This window comes from Sphingobium sp. RAC03 (assembly GCF_001713415.1).
GTDB lineage: Bacteria > Pseudomonadota > Alphaproteobacteria > Sphingomonadales > Sphingomonadaceae > Sphingobium.
The window spans coordinates 1,064,214-1,081,507 of record NZ_CP016456.1 but is presented as its reverse complement, the minus strand read 5'-3'; the positions used below and the strand labels follow the sequence as shown (position 1 = coordinate 1,081,507).

Annotated in this window: 19 protein-coding genes; 12 read left to right on the top strand and 7 right to left on the bottom strand. The window is 63.3% G+C overall.

Annotated features, from left to right (window positions below; genetic code table 11):
* The first annotated feature begins 130 nt into the window (after positions 1-130).
* The 7 genes from BSY17_RS09775 (at position 131) to BSY17_RS09745 (ending at position 4,153) form a co-directional block, all read left to right on the top strand.
* A complete protein-coding gene (locus tag BSY17_RS09775; protein WP_069065373.1) occupies positions 131-724 on the top strand; it encodes a nitroreductase family protein in 594 nt (197 codons plus the stop codon).
* Positions 725-893: 169 nt separating this feature from the next.
* Positions 894-1,169 (top strand): HU family DNA-binding protein, encoded by a 276-nt coding sequence (locus BSY17_RS09770; RefSeq protein WP_037476661.1) that lies wholly within the window; start codon positions 894-896, stop codon positions 1,167-1,169.
* Between the two features lie 5 nt (positions 1,170-1,174).
* Positions 1,175-1,438 (top strand): hypothetical protein, encoded by a 264-nt coding sequence (locus BSY17_RS09765; protein WP_037476660.1) that lies wholly within the window; start codon positions 1,175-1,177, stop codon positions 1,436-1,438.
* Positions 1,439-1,622: 184 nt separating this feature from the next.
* Entirely contained in the window at positions 1,623-2,366 is a 744-nt protein-coding gene (locus BSY17_RS09760; RefSeq protein WP_069065372.1) for a DUF4198 domain-containing protein, read from the top strand.
* A gap of 42 nt (positions 2,367-2,408) precedes the next feature.
* Entirely contained in the window at positions 2,409-2,801 is a 393-nt protein-coding gene (locus BSY17_RS09755) for a hypothetical protein (protein WP_069065371.1), read from the top strand.
* Between the two features lie 9 nt (positions 2,802-2,810).
* Positions 2,811-3,545: a HupE/UreJ family protein gene (locus tag BSY17_RS09750; RefSeq protein ID WP_069065370.1), complete on the top strand. Its 735-nt coding sequence runs from the start codon at positions 2,811-2,813 to the stop codon at positions 3,543-3,545.
* The gene (locus BSY17_RS09745; protein WP_069065369.1) at positions 3,542-4,153 is read left to right on the top strand and encodes a hypothetical protein; all 612 of its coding nucleotides are present in this window, start codon (positions 3,542-3,544) and stop codon (positions 4,151-4,153) included. The genes BSY17_RS09750 and BSY17_RS09745 overlap by 4 nt, the downstream gene beginning before the upstream one ends.
* Positions 4,154-4,248: 95 nt before the next feature.
* Here BSY17_RS09745 and BSY17_RS09740 read toward each other — a convergent pair whose 3' ends face one another.
* From BSY17_RS09740 to BSY17_RS09730, 3 genes are all read right to left on the bottom strand, one after another.
* On the bottom strand, positions 4,249-5,187 hold the full coding sequence (locus tag BSY17_RS09740) for an IS110 family transposase (protein ID WP_069065368.1): 939 nt from the start codon (positions 5,185-5,187) through the stop codon (positions 4,249-4,251).
* A gap of 354 nt (positions 5,188-5,541) precedes the next feature.
* Positions 5,542-5,979 carry a hypothetical protein gene (locus tag BSY17_RS21285; RefSeq protein WP_150125768.1) on the bottom strand — a complete coding sequence of 146 codons (438 nt, stop codon included), beginning with the start codon at positions 5,977-5,979 and terminating at the stop codon, positions 5,542-5,544.
* A 508-nt stretch (positions 5,980-6,487) separates the two neighbouring features.
* Positions 6,488-7,618: a serine hydrolase gene (locus tag BSY17_RS09730; protein ID WP_069065366.1), complete on the bottom strand. Its 1,131-nt coding sequence runs from the start codon at positions 7,616-7,618 to the stop codon at positions 6,488-6,490.
* Between the two features lie 171 nt (positions 7,619-7,789).
* On the opposite strand from BSY17_RS09730, the gene BSY17_RS09725 reads away from it, so the two are divergent.
* Positions 7,790-8,638, top strand: coding sequence for an alpha/beta fold hydrolase (locus BSY17_RS09725; RefSeq protein WP_069065365.1), 849 nt, complete (start codon positions 7,790-7,792; stop codon positions 8,636-8,638).
* 114 nt (positions 8,639-8,752) lie between these two features.
* Here the strand turns inward: BSY17_RS09725 and nadB are convergent, their stop codons facing one another.
* The 4 genes from nadB to BSY17_RS09705 form a co-directional block, all read right to left on the bottom strand.
* Positions 8,753-10,357, bottom strand: a complete 1,605-nt coding sequence (nadB, locus tag BSY17_RS09720) for an L-aspartate oxidase (protein ID WP_069065364.1) — start codon at positions 10,355-10,357, stop codon at positions 8,753-8,755.
* 22 nt (positions 10,358-10,379) lie between these two features.
* Positions 10,380-10,820, bottom strand: a complete 441-nt coding sequence (locus BSY17_RS09715; RefSeq protein ID WP_069065363.1) for an endonuclease domain-containing protein — start codon at positions 10,818-10,820, stop codon at positions 10,380-10,382.
* Positions 10,820-11,761 (bottom strand): ABC transporter ATP-binding protein, encoded by a 942-nt coding sequence (locus tag BSY17_RS09710; protein ID WP_069065362.1) that lies wholly within the window; start codon positions 11,759-11,761, stop codon positions 10,820-10,822. The genes BSY17_RS09715 and BSY17_RS09710 overlap by 1 nt, the downstream gene beginning before the upstream one ends.
* Before the next feature lie 227 nt (positions 11,762-11,988).
* Positions 11,989-12,279 (bottom strand): hypothetical protein, encoded by a 291-nt coding sequence (locus BSY17_RS09705; RefSeq protein ID WP_069065361.1) that lies wholly within the window; start codon positions 12,277-12,279, stop codon positions 11,989-11,991.
* 293 nt (positions 12,280-12,572) lie between these two features.
* On the opposite strand from BSY17_RS09705, the gene BSY17_RS09700 reads away from it, so the two are divergent.
* From BSY17_RS09700 to BSY17_RS09685, 4 genes are all read left to right on the top strand, one after another.
* Entirely contained in the window at positions 12,573-13,154 is a 582-nt protein-coding gene (locus BSY17_RS09700; RefSeq protein WP_069065360.1) for an ANTAR domain-containing response regulator, read from the top strand.
* Positions 13,151-14,365 (top strand): CmpA/NrtA family ABC transporter substrate-binding protein, encoded by a 1,215-nt coding sequence (locus BSY17_RS09695; protein WP_069065359.1) that lies wholly within the window; start codon positions 13,151-13,153, stop codon positions 14,363-14,365. Before BSY17_RS09700 ends, BSY17_RS09695 begins: the two co-directional genes overlap by 4 nt.
* A gap of 219 nt (positions 14,366-14,584) precedes the next feature.
* Positions 14,585-15,829: a nitrate/nitrite transporter gene (locus BSY17_RS09690; protein WP_069065358.1), complete on the top strand. Its 1,245-nt coding sequence runs from the start codon at positions 14,585-14,587 to the stop codon at positions 15,827-15,829.
* Between the two features lie 113 nt (positions 15,830-15,942).
* Positions 15,943-17,151 carry a hypothetical protein gene (locus tag BSY17_RS09685; protein ID WP_069065357.1) on the top strand — a complete coding sequence of 403 codons (1,209 nt, stop codon included), beginning with the start codon at positions 15,943-15,945 and terminating at the stop codon, positions 17,149-17,151.
* Positions 17,152-17,294: the final 143 nt, after the last annotated feature.

Sequence of the window (17,294 nt, the reverse complement as noted above, 5' to 3'; positions counted from 1 at the left end):
CGCTCCCCTTATCGGCAGGCAGGATTAGCGACGACCCGCGCGCTACGCCAGCGCTATGCCCCAAGAGCGTCGGCCCTTCGCAGCCGCAAAAAACATCCTATATGGATGCCGAGCCTTTTAGGGAGATTTTATGGACTCTGACCCCCGCGCCGTCACCCGGCCCGTCGACCCCCTGTTCCTCGACCGCTGGTCGCCCCGCGCCTTCGACGCGTCGGCCCTGCCGCAGGCGGATCTCGACACCTTGCTCGACGCGGCCCGCTGGGCACCGTCGGCCTTCAACTATCAGCCTTGGCGCTTCCTCTACGCCCATCGCGACAGTGCCGACTGGGCGCGGTTCCTTGGTCTGCTGCTGCCGTTCAACCAAAGCTGGGTGCAACATGCCTCGGTCCTGACCTTCATCCTGTCCGACAGCCTCTCGTCGGCCCCCGGCTCGCAGGAAACCAAGCCCTCACACAGCCATAGTTTCGACGCAGGCGCCGCCTGGGCGCTGCTCGCGCTGCAGGCGACACGGATGGGCTATCACACCCACGCCATGACGGGCGTCGATTTCGACGCCGCCCGCCGCGAACTCGCGGTGCCGGACCGTTTCCGTATCGAAGCTGCCGTCGCCATCGGGCGCATGGGCGACAAGGTGATATTGCCTGAAGCCCTGCAGGCGCGCGAAGCCCCAAGCGGCCGCAATCCGATCGACAGCTTCGCCTTTGCCGGCAATTTCGTCGCCTAAAACGCCACTTAAATCACTTGCCCCCGTCCCCTGGACCGATCGACCGCCTCGAAACCGCGTATTTTCGGCAATATGTCACCGGAAATGCGCCGAAATTCGCCCTTAGGCGATGGACCGGCGGATGCGAACGGGCTAGGGCGGGTGCCATCACACTTGAAGAGGACGTCCTATGAATAACAGTGACCTGATCGACACCGTCGCCACCGCCCACGACCTTTCGAAGGCGGACGCCAAGAAGATCATCGACGGCGTGATCTCGGCGATCGTCGACGCGGCGGCCAAGGGCGAAGAAATCTCGCTCAACGGTTTCGGCAAGTTCAAGGTCAAGGAAAGCGCCGCACGCGAGGGCCGCAACCCCGCCACTGGCGAGACGATCCAGATCGCCGCGTCCAAGAAGCTGGGCTTCACCGCTGCCAAGGCGGTCAAGGACAAGCTGAACGGCTGATCCAAATGCAATTTGACGACCAGCTGCGTCGCTATTTCGGCCGCACGGACATCGATGCCGTGCCTGCCGAAGCGATCGCAGCGGGCGTCGAGCGCATGCGCGTCGACCTTGGTCTGGAAAAGGACCGGGGTCGACGTTTTGCGTTGTGGTGCCTGCTCTTCCTGATGGGCGACGCCCCCGACCTCGATATCGCCTTCAAGGACGCGGCCGATCGCGACGCCGCCCGCAATTTCATGGATCTCGCGCAGGGCGATCCGCCGCTCGATTAGGCCCCTTCGGGTCATTCAAGCCTCCAACGATCCACATCCCCCTTTCCGCCATCGGGCGATCATCCACTGTGCGCCTGTCATTTTCCGGCACATGCTGCCTGCGCACGCCTGAAAAACGGCATCCGGCGGGCCGTCGCTGACATAGCCTGTGTGTCAGGGCCATCAGGGCCACGGGAGATGATCGATGAAACTGCCACGCATCCTTGCTGTCACCGTCGCCGGATCGGCGCTTCTGGCCATGGCCGCCCCCTTGAGCGCGCATGGCATCTGGTTCGCCCAGCGCGCGACGCAGATCGCCCTCATCTATGGCGTCGGCGCTGACGATCTCGACGCGGTCAAGCGCCTGCCGCTCATCAAGACCGTCACCGGCTATGATGCCGACTGGGCACCCGTCACCACCAGCCTGCGCACCGCCGGGCCGATCCCCGTGGTGGATAGCGAAGAGCCGATCGCGGCGGTCGCGGCGATCATGGACTATGGCCTGTGGAGCAAGACCCCCGACGGCAAATGGCATAATAAGGGCCGCGACGAAGTGCCCACCGCCAGCCTTGCCGAGCATAATTGGAAATATGCCGTCCATCTGACCAAGGTGCCGACCAGCCCCGTGCCCCTGTTCGAAGGGCATAAGCTCCAGATCGTCCCCGTCGATCCCGCCATCCCGCAGAAGATGGGCGAGCCGATGAAAGTGCGGGCCTATTATGAAGGCAAGCCGATCGCGGGCGCGACCATCATGTCCGACTATGTCAACGATCCCGACGAAGTCGCGGTCAAGACCGGCGCGGACGGCACCGCCACCATCACGCTGCGCAACCAGGGGCTGAACGTGTTGATGGGCATCTATGTCGGGCCAGCCGACGACAAGGCGAAGGTCGACCATGTCGAATATCGCTCGTCGCTGTCCTTCGTGCTGCCGCATCTGCCCGAATAAGGCCGCACCGCCATCCCATCGCTGCCCCATGAGGAGATACCCATGAAACTCGACCTGATGAAGCTCGGCCCAGCCGCCATCGCTATTGCCGCAGCCCTCGCCCTGACCCCCACCGCCGCCTTCGCCCATGGCAGCATGAAGCCCCAGCATGGCGGCCTCGTTCAGATGTCGGGCGAAACCATGGTGGAACTGGTCGCCAGTCCCAAGGGCGTCGATGTCTATATCAGCGAAGAGGATGAGCCGCTGCCCGCATCGGCCTACACCGCCACGCTGACCCAGACCGCATCGGGCCAGAAAAGCCAGGCCGCGCTCAAGCCCGCCGGTGGCAATAAATTGTCCGCCCCCGGCTTCAAGGCCGCCAAGGGCGCCAAGATCGTCGTCGCCTTGGTCAACAAGAGCGGTGCCAAGGTCTTCACCGCCTTCCAGACCAAGTAAGCGGCGATCATGCGCAGCGCGATCCGCCCTTTGCCCATCCCCCTCGGTATGCGGCGGGTCGCGCTGCTGCTGCTGGGGCTCATGCTGGCCTGCATCGGTCAGGCGCTCTTGGCCCATGGCGTAAACGAGAATGACCGCGCCTTCATCGAAGGCGCATCGGGGGTCAACATCATCCCCTATATGTATCTGGGCGCCAAACATATGGTGACCGGCTATGATCATCTGCTCTTCCTCGCCGGGGTCATCTTCTTCCTCTATCGGTTGAAGCAGGTCGGCACCTACGTCACCCTGTTTGCGATCGGCCACAGCACCACCTTGTTGCTCGGCGTCATCCTCGACCTGCGCGCCAATCCCTTCCTGATCGACGCGATCATCGGCCTGTCGGTGGTCTATAAGGCGATCGACAATCTCGACGGCTTCCGCACCTGGTTCGGCATATCGCCCAATCCCAAGGCGGCGGTGCTGATCTTCGGCTTCTTCCACGGCTTTGGCCTCGCGACCAAGCTGCAGGATCTCACCCTGTCGAAAGACGGGATGATCCCCAATCTCCTCGCCTTCAACATCGGCGTCGAAATCGGCCAGTTCATCGCGCTCACCTTCATCCTGCTCGCCATGACCTTCTGGCGCAGGACCGATACTTTCCGCCGCAGCGCGGTCCTCGCCAATGCGGCGCTGATGACCGCGGGCTTCGTCCTCGTCGGCTTTCAGTTGACCGGCTATCTGATCGAAAAGGGCCTGACATGACCAGCAGCCACCAACCCGCGCCACCCACGCGCATCACGACCCCGCCCGCCACGCTCGCTAAGGCCACCGGTGCCGCCGCGATCGGCGCGGTCGCCATCCTGACCCTGTTCGTCCTGCCCGCCGAATATGGCATCGACCCGACCGGGGTCGGCGGCGCGCTCGGCCTCACCGCCATGGTGGCCGAACCAGGTGCGCCTTCGCCAGCAGCGACCCAGCCCGTAGCCAGCACCGCGCCGACGCTTCCGACCAAGGACAATATCGCCCGCACCGCCCCGTGGCGGCAGGACAGCATGACCATCACCCTCGCGCCGCACAGCGGTCAGGAAGTGAAGGCGCATATGCAGCAGGGCGATAGTTTCGTCTTCGAATGGCAATCGACCGGCGGCCCGGTCAAGGTCGACATGCATGGCGAAGCCCCCGATGCGACCGACGGCGCCTTCACCAGCTATTGGGAAGAGCGCGAACAAACGAGTGCGAGGGGCAGCTTCACCGCGCCCTATGCCGGCACCCATGGCTGGTATTGGCGCAACAAGGGCGACACGCCCGTCACCGTCACGGTCAAGACGACCGGCTTCTACAAGGACTTGTTCCAGCCCGCGGGCGGATAATCCCCTAGAGCGTGATGAGTTTACTCAGAACCGTTCGTCCTGAGTAGCCCCTTCGACTGCCTGCCAAGGCAGGCGCTCAGCAACCGTATTGGGTGTCAAGCGAGATTGGCCCATGGTTTATCCTGCTGGACGATGGCGTTTGCGATAATGAGGAGTTTTCGCATGGCGGCGGTGATGGCGACTTTGGGCGCTTTGCCTCCCGCGCGGAGGTGCTGGTAGAAGTCGCGGATGGTTGGATTGAAGCGGATGGCGGGTAATGTTGCCATGTAGAGCGCGCATCTGACCGAGAGTCGGCCGCCGGTAATATGCGCCTGACCGCGCCACTGGCCGCTGTCACGGTTCATGGGAGCGATGCCGGCAAGGGCTGCGATCTGCTTTTTGTCAGCGATACCAAGTTCGGGGAGTTCGGCGATCAGCACTGCCGCTGTCGTGGCGCCGATGCCTGGAATAGACTCCAGCAGCATAGCTTTGCGCGCGAGCGTGGCATCAGCCTCGATTTCAGCCGTTATGCGCGCATCGCACTGGCCGATTTGTCCTTGCAGGAAGGCAATGTGCTCGCGGATCGAAGCCAGCGTTTCGGCGTCATCGAGGCCGGACAGACGCTGCTTTTCGGTAACCAGCATACCGACCAGTTGCCGCCTTCTGCGCACTTGCTCGGCAAGGCGAGCCTGATTTTCAGGTGTTGGCGGTGTTCTGGCGGGCTGCATGGCGTCAGCGAAGCGTAGGATGATGCCAGCGTCAAGCGCATCGGTTTTGGCGAGTTGACCGCTCGCTCTAGCAAAATCCCGCACTTGCCTGGGATTGACGATGCTCATGGCGATCCCCGCCGCTCCCATCTGGCGAGCGAGCAACCGGCCATAGCGGCCCGTTGCCTCGCAGACGATATGGGGATGTTCAAGGGTCGCGAGCCGCCTTCTTAAAGCCGCGATCCCCGCCACCGAATTGGTACGGCGCCAAACCCCGTTAGCCCCCGGTAAGGCAATATCGAGTGCCGCCTTAGATACATCGACGGCAACATATTGGTTCGACATCATGTTTCTCCACCTTGCATACGAGCTCAAGGCTCAGGCAACCGTTCGAGACGATCATGGATGGAGCGGACGGCTTTGCTGAGGATCGCGAGCTTTATGCCCAAGGACAGGCACAGCCTATCCGCTCCGACCTGTCCGGGGTCATGACCCCAGACAGGTCGGCACCAATTCAACCAAGGCTGAAATAAATGCCAACCCCAATATGCAAGGACAGGCTTGATCCGGGGTCCATGAGCCTCCCCCTCTCAGTAACGCCAAACGGTTGAGCCAATGGATGCCGGGTCAAGCCCGGCATGACGGCAAGGGTGGGTAGCGGAATGTCGGGTTATGAGACGGATCAGGCAGAAGCGGAAATAGCTAATGGTTCATTCCATACCAAGCGGTTCCGAAAGCCACTTCGACCATAACCCTTTTCTTTTTGCCTGTAGAATCGCTAGGCGCGTAACGATTAGCTTGATATTCAAAGTATTTCGTCAAGAACTCTTGAGCATTACAGAGCCCTTCAACGTGAGCGTTTACGCTGATTTTGGTCACGCTATAAAGATATACGGTCGAATGCACGTCTGGATTGCTCTGGCTTTCTTCATCAGTAACTTGGCGCGAGGATTGCGAGCAGAAGCAGAGAATACGGCAGAGAGGATTGGCGTTCGCGCTTAGCGGTTCGGTTTCATGGCAGATGAGTAGCGTATCTCCATCTCGCCCGCCGTGGTAACTGAGATAGTGACCTGAATCGCCGCAGCCAGTGGAGCGATCAGGACGAAGATAGAAGAAGCCGTCTGGGATCGGCAATTGCATAAAGCTATCATACCAGTCAGGGGATAACATTAATCTGTTTCGGTTATGACCGCTATTGGGAACGGCTTGCAACCTCCAATATGTCAATACATGGTCGTTAGCTGATAGGCTCAAAGATCGTGACTGGTTGAGATAGCCATGTAGATCATCCAGCCCAACACCGCATTAACACCCAAGACGCATATAATGCCTAGGGCTGCCTGCGCTCGTTTCCCTTCTACAAGGTCTTGAAACCCACGCCAAAACCCAAACCCTATATTCAATATCCAAACCAGCGAGGCTGCAATTAACAAGGCGATCACTCCCATGTCTCAAACGATATATGGCAGCTTTTGGGGTCTCATCGGAAGAGGCTGAACGGCAAGAATTGGTCGATTCTTTGCGGAAGGTCCGCTCCTAGCGACACTGCGGATCGCGTTGACCATCGGCATCGCTCCGCCTGCAAGCGCGTCATAGCCAACCTGTCAGCGACAGCACGGACAGACCGTCCCTCACCGATCGATCATCATCAGCGCTGATGGTTTGCCGCCACCGCCTTCGCCACGCCCTGCATCAACGCCCAGCGTTCGGGGATCGACACGGTGGTCGATCCGATCAGCACGGCCACCGCATAGCTGGTGCCATCGGGCGCGGTCATGATGCCGATGTCGTTATAGCCGGTCGAGCGCGGGGCGAGATCTTGGCCTGTCCCGGTCTTGTGCAGATAGGACCAGCCCAGCGGCACTCCGCCCTTGATCCGCTGCGGCCCGGTCTTCGCTTCGGCCATGACGGTCAGCAACAAGCGGGTGGATTCGGCCGACAGCATGTCGCCTTGCTTGAGCTTCGCCAGCGCGCCGACGATCGCGGTGGGGGCCGCGCCGTCCGGCGGATTGGCGAGATAATTGTCGAGCGCCTTGACCCGCGCCGCCATCGGCAGCCGTGATCGCGCGGTGTAGAAATTGCGCCCGATCGAATAATCCTGCCGCCAGTCGAGGCCCGCCGTCGTCGCCTGCAACAGCCGCTCGCCAGGGCCGAAGCGAACATCCTTGATCATCCGCCGCGCCAGATAGCTGCGCACCGCGTCCGGCCCGCCTACCGCGCGCAACAGCGTGTCGTTGGCGGTATTGTCGCTCTGCGTCATCGCCCGGCGCATCAGGTCGGAATAGCTGGTGGTCCAACCGCCCGCCTTCACCATCGCGGCCGAGGGTTGATGGAACAGGGTCAGGTCGTTTTTCGTAATCGTGGTCGTATCGGTCAGGCGCAGCTTGCCCCGGTCCACCGCGTCCAGAAACGTCAGCGCCACCCAGAATTTCGATACGCTCTGCTGCGGGAACAGGGCGGTGCCGTTCCAGGCGACGGTCCAGTCGGCATCGATCCGGCGAACCGCGATGCCGACCTTGCCGCGGAATCCCTGGCCCAGATTGCGGATCGCGCTGACCAGGGTCGGCGATGGCGCATCATTCTGGCTGACCGCGCGATAGGGCAGCGGTGGATTGGGCGCCTGGCGGATCGGCCAGCTATTGGTCGCCGGGCGCGATGTCTGCGGCGCGCTCGCCGCCGCCTGGGCCGGGCGCGGATCAGGCGCGCTCACACAGGCCGACAGGGCCATAACCAAGAGGACCAGGCGCGCGACCCCGCCCCGGTTGTCATTCGATGCCATATAATCCCCGCACTTTGCGCGAACATAGGGGCGGCCCCCGCCCGGACGGGCAAGGACGATGCGACGAATGAGTCCACAAATGCGATGATAGGAGCCTGACGGATGCAACCCTTTGACCTTGGGCATGATCGCTCAGTTGCGGTTCAGCGAGCGGCGGGCAATAGCGGGCGGATGACAATGAAAGCTATAAACAGGCGCAATTGGCTGCTCGGCGCATTAGCCACCGGCGGCTTGCTCCAGGCGGGTGCCGTGCAGGCCGCCCCTTTTGCGTCGCGCCGGATCGCCGTGACGGTGCGGGGCACGGGTCGCGATGTGCTGCTCATCCCCGGCCTCGCCAGCGGCCCCGGCATCTGGAACGGCGTGCTGGCGGCGGTTCCCGGCTATCGCTTTCACCTGGTCCATGTGCGCGGCTTTGCCGGGTTGGCGGGGGAAGCCAATGCGGGCGGCGGTGCTCTGCTCCAGCCGATCGCCGACGAGATTGCGCGCTATGCCAGTGCCACGGGATTGAAGCGTCCCGCGATCGTCGGCCATTCGATGGGCGGCACGCTGGCGATGCTGCTTGGCCTCAAAGGCCTGGCGAGCCGGGTCATGGTGGTGGACATGCTGCCCGCTGGTGCCGCCATGGTCGGCGGCACGGCCAGCGGTCTTGGCTATCTCGCCGACCAGATTGGTGGCTATCTGACCGGCACCGCGGCGGGGCGGCGCTATCTGGGGCAGATGGTGGCGCAGACGCCGGGCGCAAAAGGCAGCGATCCCGATGTCATCGCCCAGGCGTTACGTGATCTGGCCAACACCGATCTTGGCCCGCAATTGCCGCGCCTCACCGTGCCGCTGGAGGTCGTCTATGCGATCGGATCGGATCGCGAACAGGCCGCCGCCATCGCCAGCCGGTTCCGCGCCGCCTATGCGCCCAAGAAGGATACACTGCTCCGCGCCATCGGTCCCAGCGGCCATATGCTGATGGCCGATCAACCGACGCGCTTCCATGCCGCGCTGGGTGATTTTTTGAAGCGCATTTGACGAGCGTCAAAGCCGATGATGGTGCAGGCGCATACACCGAAGACCCCGGACAGGCTTTCAGCATGTTCCCCTCCCCCTCAAGGCGCGGCGCCCCCCGGCGACCGCGCCGCTTTTTTACGGCGCCAGCACCGTGTCGACCGCCGCGTCCAGCATGTCGGGATAGTCGAGCGTATAGTGGAGGCCGCGGCTTTCCTTGCGATGCAGCGCCGATCGGACCACCAGCCGCGCGACTTCCAGCAGGTTGCGCAATTCGATCAGGTCTGGCGTGACGCGGAAATTGCCATAGTAATCGTCCACTTCCCGCGCCAGCAGGTCGATGCGATGCTGGGCGCGTTCCAGCCGCTTGGTGGTGCGGACGATGCCGACATAATCCCACATGAAGCGGCGGATTTCCTTCCAATTATGCTGGACGATGACTTCCTCGTCACCATTGGTGACGCGGCTTTCGTCCCACGGCCGGATCGGCGGCGGGGCGGGCAGGTCGTCCCAATTGGCGCGGATATGCTTGGCCGCCGCTTCGCCGAACACGAAACATTCGAGCAGCGAGTTGGATGCGAGGCGGTTGGCCCCGTGCAGGCCGCTCTCGCTGACTTCGCCCGCCGCATAAAGGCCGGGCAGGTCGGTGCGGCCGTCCAGGTCGATCACCACGCCACCACAGGTATAATGTTGCGCGGGCACGACCGGGATCGGTTCCTTGGTGATGTCGATGTCCAGGTCCAGCAGCCGGGCATAGATGGTCGGGAAGTGATGCTTCACAAATTCCGGCGGCTTGTGGCTGATGTCGAGATGGACATAGTCGAGGCCGAGCCGCTTGATCTCATGGTCGATGGCGCGCGCCACCACGTCGCGCGGCGCCAGTTCCTCGCGCGGGTCGAAGCGCGGCATGAAGCGCTCGCCGCCGCCCGGCACGCCGGGGGGCAGCTTGAGATGTCCGCCTTCGCCGCGCACCGCTTCGGTGATCAGGAAATTCTTGACCTCCAAATTGTAGAGGCAGGTGGGATGAAACTGGTTCATCTCCATGTTCGACACGCGGCATCCCGCGCGCCAGGCCATGGCGATGCCGTCGCCGGTCGCGCCGCGCGGCGCGGTGGAGAAGAGATAGGTGCGCCCCGCGCCGCCGGTGCATAGGATGGTCGCGCGACCGAGCAGCGCATCGACCCGCCCCGTCCGCTTGTTGAACGCATAGACGCCCCAGACATGGCCCGCCCCCGAATAGCGCTCGCCATGGCGGGAGGTGATGAGGTCTATCGCGACCATATCCTCCATCAGCGTGATGTTGGGGTTGGCCCGCGCAGCCTTGAGCAAGGCGACCTGCACCGCATGGCCGGTCGCGTCATCGACATGGATGATGCGGCGGTGGCTATGCCCGCCCTCGCGCGTCAGATGCCAGCGCTCGCCAAATTCCTCGCCGCCGTTGAAGGGCACGCCCAGCGCCGCCAGCCGGTCGATCGCGGCGGGCGCTTCGGACACGACGAACTCGACCGTCGCCCGATCATTGAGGCCCGCGCCCGCGACCATCGTGTCATGGACATGCGCCTCGAAACTGTCACCCGCGTCGAGTACGGCAGCAATGCCGCCCTGCGCCCAGTTGGTCGACCCGCCATCCAGCGCGCCCTTGGCCAGCACCAGCACCTTGCGGTCCTGCGCCAGGTTGATGGCGGCCGTGAGGCCCGCTGCGCCGGAACCGATGATGACGACGTCGTAGGTGGTGATGGGCATAAGCGTTCTTGCTGCTTCTTACTTACTCCCCTCCCGCAGGCGGGAGGGGTTGGGGGTGGGCCTGCGCAAGGATCGCTTTGATGTGCGACACCACGCCTTCGAGGTTTGTCATCACATCGTCATTGGAAATGCGCAAGATTTGGAAGCCGAGTGAACGGCAATAAGCATCACGCTGTATGTCATGCTGGACGTTTTGATCGTGGCTCGTGCCGTCAAGTTCGATGATGAATTTCAGTTCTCGACAGAGAAAGTCAGCGAAATAAGGCCCAACCGGCATTTGGCGGCTGAATTTCTGCCCTAATTTTCGACCTTTCAAGCATTGCCAAAGCAATTGCTCCGGCGCGGTAGAGCTGTTGCGTAATGCCTTCGCGCGAAGAGTAGCGCGCTGCTTGAAAGGTCGCGCTGGCCCACCCCCTAGCCCCCTCCCGCCTGCGGGAGGGGGGACAGAAGGTGCCTCACCCATCACGCAGCCGCCGCCGTCAAATTCAAGAACACATCTTCCAAATCCGGGTCGCGGGTCACCACGTCGACGATCGCCAGCCCGCTCGCCTGCACGGCGCTCAGTATCTGGCCCGCATTGGCGCGGTCCTTGAGATAGGTGATGGTCAGCGTGCGCTCGCCCGTCAGTTCGATCTTTTCGAAGCAGGGGGCATCCGGCACCAGGGTCACGTCGCGATCGACCGTGACCTGCACCACCTTTTCCTGCGCCATCGCCAGCAATTCGCGGGTGGGTTTGTCGGTGATGAGCTGGCCATGGTTGATGATGCCGATGCGGTCGCACAGTTGCTCGGCTTCTTCGAGATAATGGGTCGTCAGCACGATCGTCACGCCCAGGGCGTTGAGTTCACGCACATATTCCCACAATTGCTGGCGCAATTGCACGTCAACGCCTGCGGTCGGTTCGTCCAGCACCAGGATTGGCGGGCTATGCACCATCGCCTTGGCCACCAGCAGGCGGCGCTTCATGCCGCCCGACAGCGTGCGGGCATAGGCGGTGGCCTTGTCCTCCAGATGGACGGCGCGCAGCAATTCCATCGACCGGCGCTTGTCCTTGGGCACGCCATAGAAGCCCGCCTGATTCTCCAGCGTCTCGAACGGCGTGAAGAAGGGATCGAACACGATTTCTTGCGGCACGATGCCGATGCTGTTCTTCGCATTGCGCGGATTGGCGTCGATGTCGAAGCCCCAGATGCTGACCGACCCTGCGGTCTTGTTCACCATCCCGGCCAAGATGTTGATCGTGGTCGACTTGCCCGCGCCATTGGGGCCGAGCAGCCCGTATATCTGTCCGCGCGGGATCGACAGGTTGATCCCGTCCAGCGCGCGCTTGCCGCCCTTATAGACTTTGGTGAGGTTGCGAATGGCGATCGCGGGGGGTGGGGCGGGGGGCGGGCTGTCGGTCATGGCTGATCTCTATGGGGATCGAGGGCAGGGAAGGAAAGAGGGCTGATTGTCCTGCGGCGCGCACGGAGTGACGCGACAGGGCGAAGTTCACACCGTCGTCGAGGGTCGTCGGGCCGATTCGCAGAAATTGGGACAGGGAAGCGACAGTAAAGCAAAGGCGACGTACTGCCGACGCGACACCCGCGCGACAGGTGCGTCCCATTGGCGCGTCAGGGACGCGACAGGCATCAGAGCGCTTTGTGCGGGGTGTCGTGAACGGCGCCAGTGGCGAAGGGATCGGCCATGCGATCGGCGTGCAGGGCCAGGGCCTTGTCCCATGTGCGGTCGAAAACGGTCCCGGCCAGCCGCACGCGGAGGCGATGCGCGCTCGACCGCGACATGCCCGCCGCCCGCGCCGCGCGCGAGACATTGCCAGTTTCGAGCAGCGCCGCGAGAAAGAGGCGCTGCCGGGCCGGGGTCCAATGGGTGCGATCGGGCTGGACGGTCGCAGGCGAGGGGGTGGGGATATGGTGCTTCATCTGACAGGATAAAGCAGAGGAAATCCTACATTGGAAGGGGGGTGGTCCGCAGCGTAGGTGTTGCGCAGGCCCACCCCGCTGCGACTAAATTCGCTCCGCTCATCAAGTCTCGCTGCCCTTCCCGCAAGCGGGCGGGGCGAAGAAAGCCTACGGTCCGCAAACTACCATCTCTGCTCCGGTGGATTGGTTGCTTTGCTCGCCGCTTTTCTGCCGCTGCTTTCCACCCACATCCTCCCGCGCAATTGACGCGGTGCAGCATTGGCGTCACTCAGAGGCGAAGAGGCTTTGGATTGATGCGAATCGTCATCATCGACGACAGCGGGCTGCGCGCGACGGTTCTGGAGGAGGGGCTGCGCGAGGCGGGCTATGACGATATTCATATCGTGCCACCGCGCGGCGCTTTCGTCGCGCGGCTCGAACGCATGGCGCCCGACGTCGTGCTGATGGATCTGGGCAGCCCCAGCCGCGATACGCTGGAGGAAATGCTCATCGTCAGCCGGGCGCTGGCCAAGCCGATCGCGATGTTCGTGGACCAGTCCGACGATGCGATGATCGGCGCGGCGATCGATGCCGGGGTGTCCGCCTATGTGGTGGATGGGCTGCGCAAGGAGCGGGTCAAGCCGGTGCTGGAACTGGCGGTGCGGCGGTTCAACGCCTTTGCCAAGATGCAGAACGAGTTGGACGAGGCGCGCACCGCGCTGTCGGATCGCAAGATCATCGACCGCGCCAAGTCGATCCTGATGAACCAGCGGTCGCTCAGCGAGCAGGATGCCTATGCGTTGCTGCGGTCGGCGGCGATGAACCAGGGCAAGAAGATCGTGGAGGTGGCGCAAGCGCTGATCACCGCCAGCGAGTTGTTGGGAGGGGGAGTATGACGACGGGCCTGCGGATCGCCTTCCTGCCACTGACCGATGCGGCCGTGCTGGTCGCGGCGCGCGAGCGGGGCTTTGCGGAGGCCGAGGGCATTGCGCTCGATCTGGTGCGGACGACAAGCTGGGCGACGCTGCGCGACCGGCTGGTCTATGGCCAGGTGCAGGCGGCGCATATGCTGGCCCCGCTGGCGGTTGCGGTGACGCTGGGGCTTAGCCAGCAGCCTGCCGCTTTGGCCGCGCCCTATAAGCTCAACGTCAACGGCAATATGCTGGTGATGACCTGCGATTTCGCCGCTGCGCTGGAACCCGATGTGGCGGCGCGGCTGGCCGATCCGCTGGGGACGGCGCATGATTTTGCCGCCGCGATCGGGCTGTGGCGGCGCAAGCCGGTGATCGGTGTCGTCCATCGTTTTTCCAGCCATGCGATCATGCTGCGCTATTGGCTCGCGAGTGCGGGTGTGGACCCGGATCGCGACGTGGTGCTGCGCGTGCTGCCGCCGTCGCTGACGGTCGAGGCGATGCAGGCGGGCGAGATTGATGGCTTCATCGCGGGTGAACCGTGGGGCAGCGCAGCGGTCGAGGCGGGCCTGGCCGAAGCCGTGGCGATCGGCGAGCGGATCTGGCGGCGGGGCGTCGAGAAGGTGTTGGCGTTTCGCGAGGCGTGGGCGGAGGAAAATCCCGATATGGTCGATCGTCTGCTGCGCGCGCTGGTGCGGGCGGCGGCCTGGTGCGATGATCCCGCCAACCATGGCGATCTGGCCGGGTTGCTGGCGGCGCCTGCCTATGTCGATCAACCCGCCGATCTGATCGCGCGGGCTTTGTCGGGGCAGATCGTCGCGCGGGCGGGTGAAGCGCCGATCGCCAGCCCCGATTTCATGCTGTTCGCGCGTGAGGCGACGCCCTTTCCGTGGCGCAGCCAGGCGCTGTGGATCTATTCGCAACTGGTGCGGTGGGGGATGGTCGATCATGACCCCGCGGCGGCGGCGAAGGCGGGCGCAGTGTTTCGGCCCGACATCTTCCGCCGCGCGCTGGCGGACAGCGATGTGCCGATGCCGGGCGCGAGCATGAAGCTGGAGGGGGCGGTGGGTATGCCGCTGGCGGTCGGGTCGCGCCGCGGCGAGCTGACGTTGGGGCCGGATCGATTCTTCGACGGGCGCGTGTTCGACCCCGAACGGATCGAGGAGTTTCTGGCGGGCTTTACGCCGCTACGTTGAAAGCAGGCGCAAAATTGTGCCTTGCAACATGATGCGAATCGGGAGATAACATAGGCGTCGCGCGATGAAGCGCGCCTATATCTGGATGCGCTCTCCCAAGGACGGGACCGCCATCCCCATCCACATCGCAGCAAAGCCGCTGACCGGACTACGCCCTTCGTGCGTGCGTCCGGCCTGCGGCTTTTTTCGTGTCCATTTCCGTTTATTGGGGGACGTATCATGGCTACCGCTTATTGGGATCGCGACAAGGAGGGTGAACAGCCCGCCGCCGCGATCAGCTTCTGGAAGGCCGGCCACACGCCGACCCTTGTTGCCGCCTTTCTCTATTTCGACCTCGCCTTCATGGTGTGGGTGCTGCTCGGCCCGCTTGCGCCGATGATCGCACAGACATTGGCGCTGACCCCGGCCGAAAAAGGGCTGATGGTCGCCACGCCGACATTGATGGGCGCGCTGCTCCGCGTCGTGAACGGCCTGCTGGTCGACCGGATCGGGCCGAAAATGTCGGGCGCGATCAGCCAGTTGATCGTGATTGCCGGGTTGCTTGTGGCCTGGCTGATGGGGGTCAGCAGCTTTGAAGGCACGCTGGCGCTGGGGGTCGTGCTGGGCTTTGCGGGCGCGAGCTTCGCGATCGCGTTGCCGCTGGCGAGCCGCTGGTATCCGCCTGAGCATCAGGGCAAGGCGATGGGCCTGGCGGGCATGGGCAATTCGGGCACCGTGCTGGCGGCATTGTTCGCGCCGGGGCTGGCCAAATTATTCGGCTGGAACGCGGTGCTGGGCCTCGCCTGCATCCCGCTGACCATCGTGTTCGTCATCTATATGATCATGGCGAAGGACGCGCCCAACGCGCCGCCGCCCAAGAAGATGATCGACTATTTCCAGCCGCTGAAACAGGCCGATGCCTGGTTGCTGATGGCCTTTTATGCGGTGACGTTCGGCGGTTTCGTTGGCCTCGCCGCCAGCCTGCCGATCTACTTTACCGACCAATTCGGCCTGACGCCGGTGATGGCGGGCTATTGCACCGCAGGCTGCGTGTTCGCCGGGTCGCTGGTTCGCCCGATCGGTGGGGCGCTGGCTGACAAGATTGGCGGCGTAAGAACGCTGATGATCGTTTATCTGATTGCCGCGATCGCGCTGGCAGGCGTCGCCTTTGCCACGACGCTGGTGACGGCGCTTGGCCTCTTCGTCCTCGCCATGCTGGCGCTGGGCACGGGCAATGGATCGGTTTTCCAGTTGGTGCCGCAGCGGTTCCAGGCGGAAATCGGCGTGATGACCGGCCTTGTCGGCATGGCAGGCGGGATTGGCGGCTTCTACCTTGCCAGTTCGCTCGGCTTTGCCAAGCAATTGACCGGCAGCTTTTCGGCCGGGTTCCTGATCTTCGCTGGCCTTGCGGTCGTCGCCTTCATCGGCGTGGCGCTGGTCAAGGCGCGGTGGCGGGCGACCTGGACCAGCGGCGCGCGCATCTGACTTTGGAGGGGCGGGGGCGGACCGGCATAGCCAGGCCGCCGCCCCAGTCGTTATCGCAAACTCCTCCCCTACGCTGGGAGGAGCTTAGCGAAGTCCGAGGGGGACAGATTTCCATGAAATATCTATTCGCAACGGCGGCCTCTTTGGCCGTCGCAGGGACCGCTTGTGCCCAGGAAGTGACGCTCAAGCCGATCGCCGAAGCGCGGTTGCGCTATGAACAGGCCGATCAGGCGGGGCTGGCGACCGAGACGTCCGACGCGCTGACCATCCGGGCGCGGGCCGGGCTGTCGGTGAGCAGTGGTGGTTTTTCCGCGACGCTGGTGGGGCAGGGGTCGCTGGCTGCCATCGATGACTATTATGACGGGCTGAACGGCGCAGCGACCCGGCCGATCATCGCCGACCCGGAGAATATCGCGCTCTATATCGCCCAGCTTCAATATCGGACCAAGGCGGTGACGCTAACCGGCGGGCGGCAAAGAATCGTGCTGGATGATGAGCGGTTCGTGGGCAATGTCGCCTTTCGCGACAATGGCCAGACATTCGATGCGGTGCGCGCCGAATTGACCCCGGCCAAGGGGCTGAAGCTCGACCTGTCCTATGTGTGGAGCGTGCGGACGATATGGGGCTTTCAGGGGCGTGGTGCGCGGCAACAGGCGGTCGGCGGCGACACCATCCTCGCCAATCTGTCCTATGCCACGCCGGTCGGGGCGCTGACGGGCTTTGCCTATCTGGTCGATCAGGATGAGGCGGCGATGCAGGGCTATCGGCTGTCGAGCCAAACCTATGGCGTGCGGCTGGCGGGGGCGCGGCCTTTGTCCAAGGCGGCGAAGTTCAGTTACCAGCTCAGCTATGCGCGCCAGTCGGACTATCACCGCAATCCCAATAGCTATAGCGCGGATTATTGGCTGGCGGATCTGACGCTCGACGTGAAGGGCTGGAAATTGAATGCGGGCTATGAGGTGCTGGGCGCGAGCAGCGGCACGCCGTTGACCAGTTTCCAGACGCCGCTGGGCACTAATTTCAAGTTTCAGGGTTGGGCCGACAAGTTCCTGACCACGCCCGCCAATGGCATTCGCGACCTCTATGTCGGCGGCGGCTATGGCTGGAAACAGGTGGGGCCGCTGAGCGGCGTGTCGGTGCAGGCGGTGTGGCATCGATTCGACAGCGATCGGCTGGACCAGCATTATGGTGATGAGATCAACCTGATCGCTTCGGCGAAGGTCAGGAAGACGGCGCTGTCGGTCCGCTATGCCCGTTACGATGCCAAGACGATGGCGACCGACACGCAGAAATTATGGGTGCAGGCCGATTGGGCCTATTGATCGGGCCATGAACAGGAATCGCTTGAGGCATCGGGCGATTCTGTTATGGTGCAGTGCAAGAGGACAAAGCTGTCCTTCCAACCATAGCCAAAGCGATCCAGGGACGGATCGACCAGGCGCATATGATGGCAAAGCCGCCATCC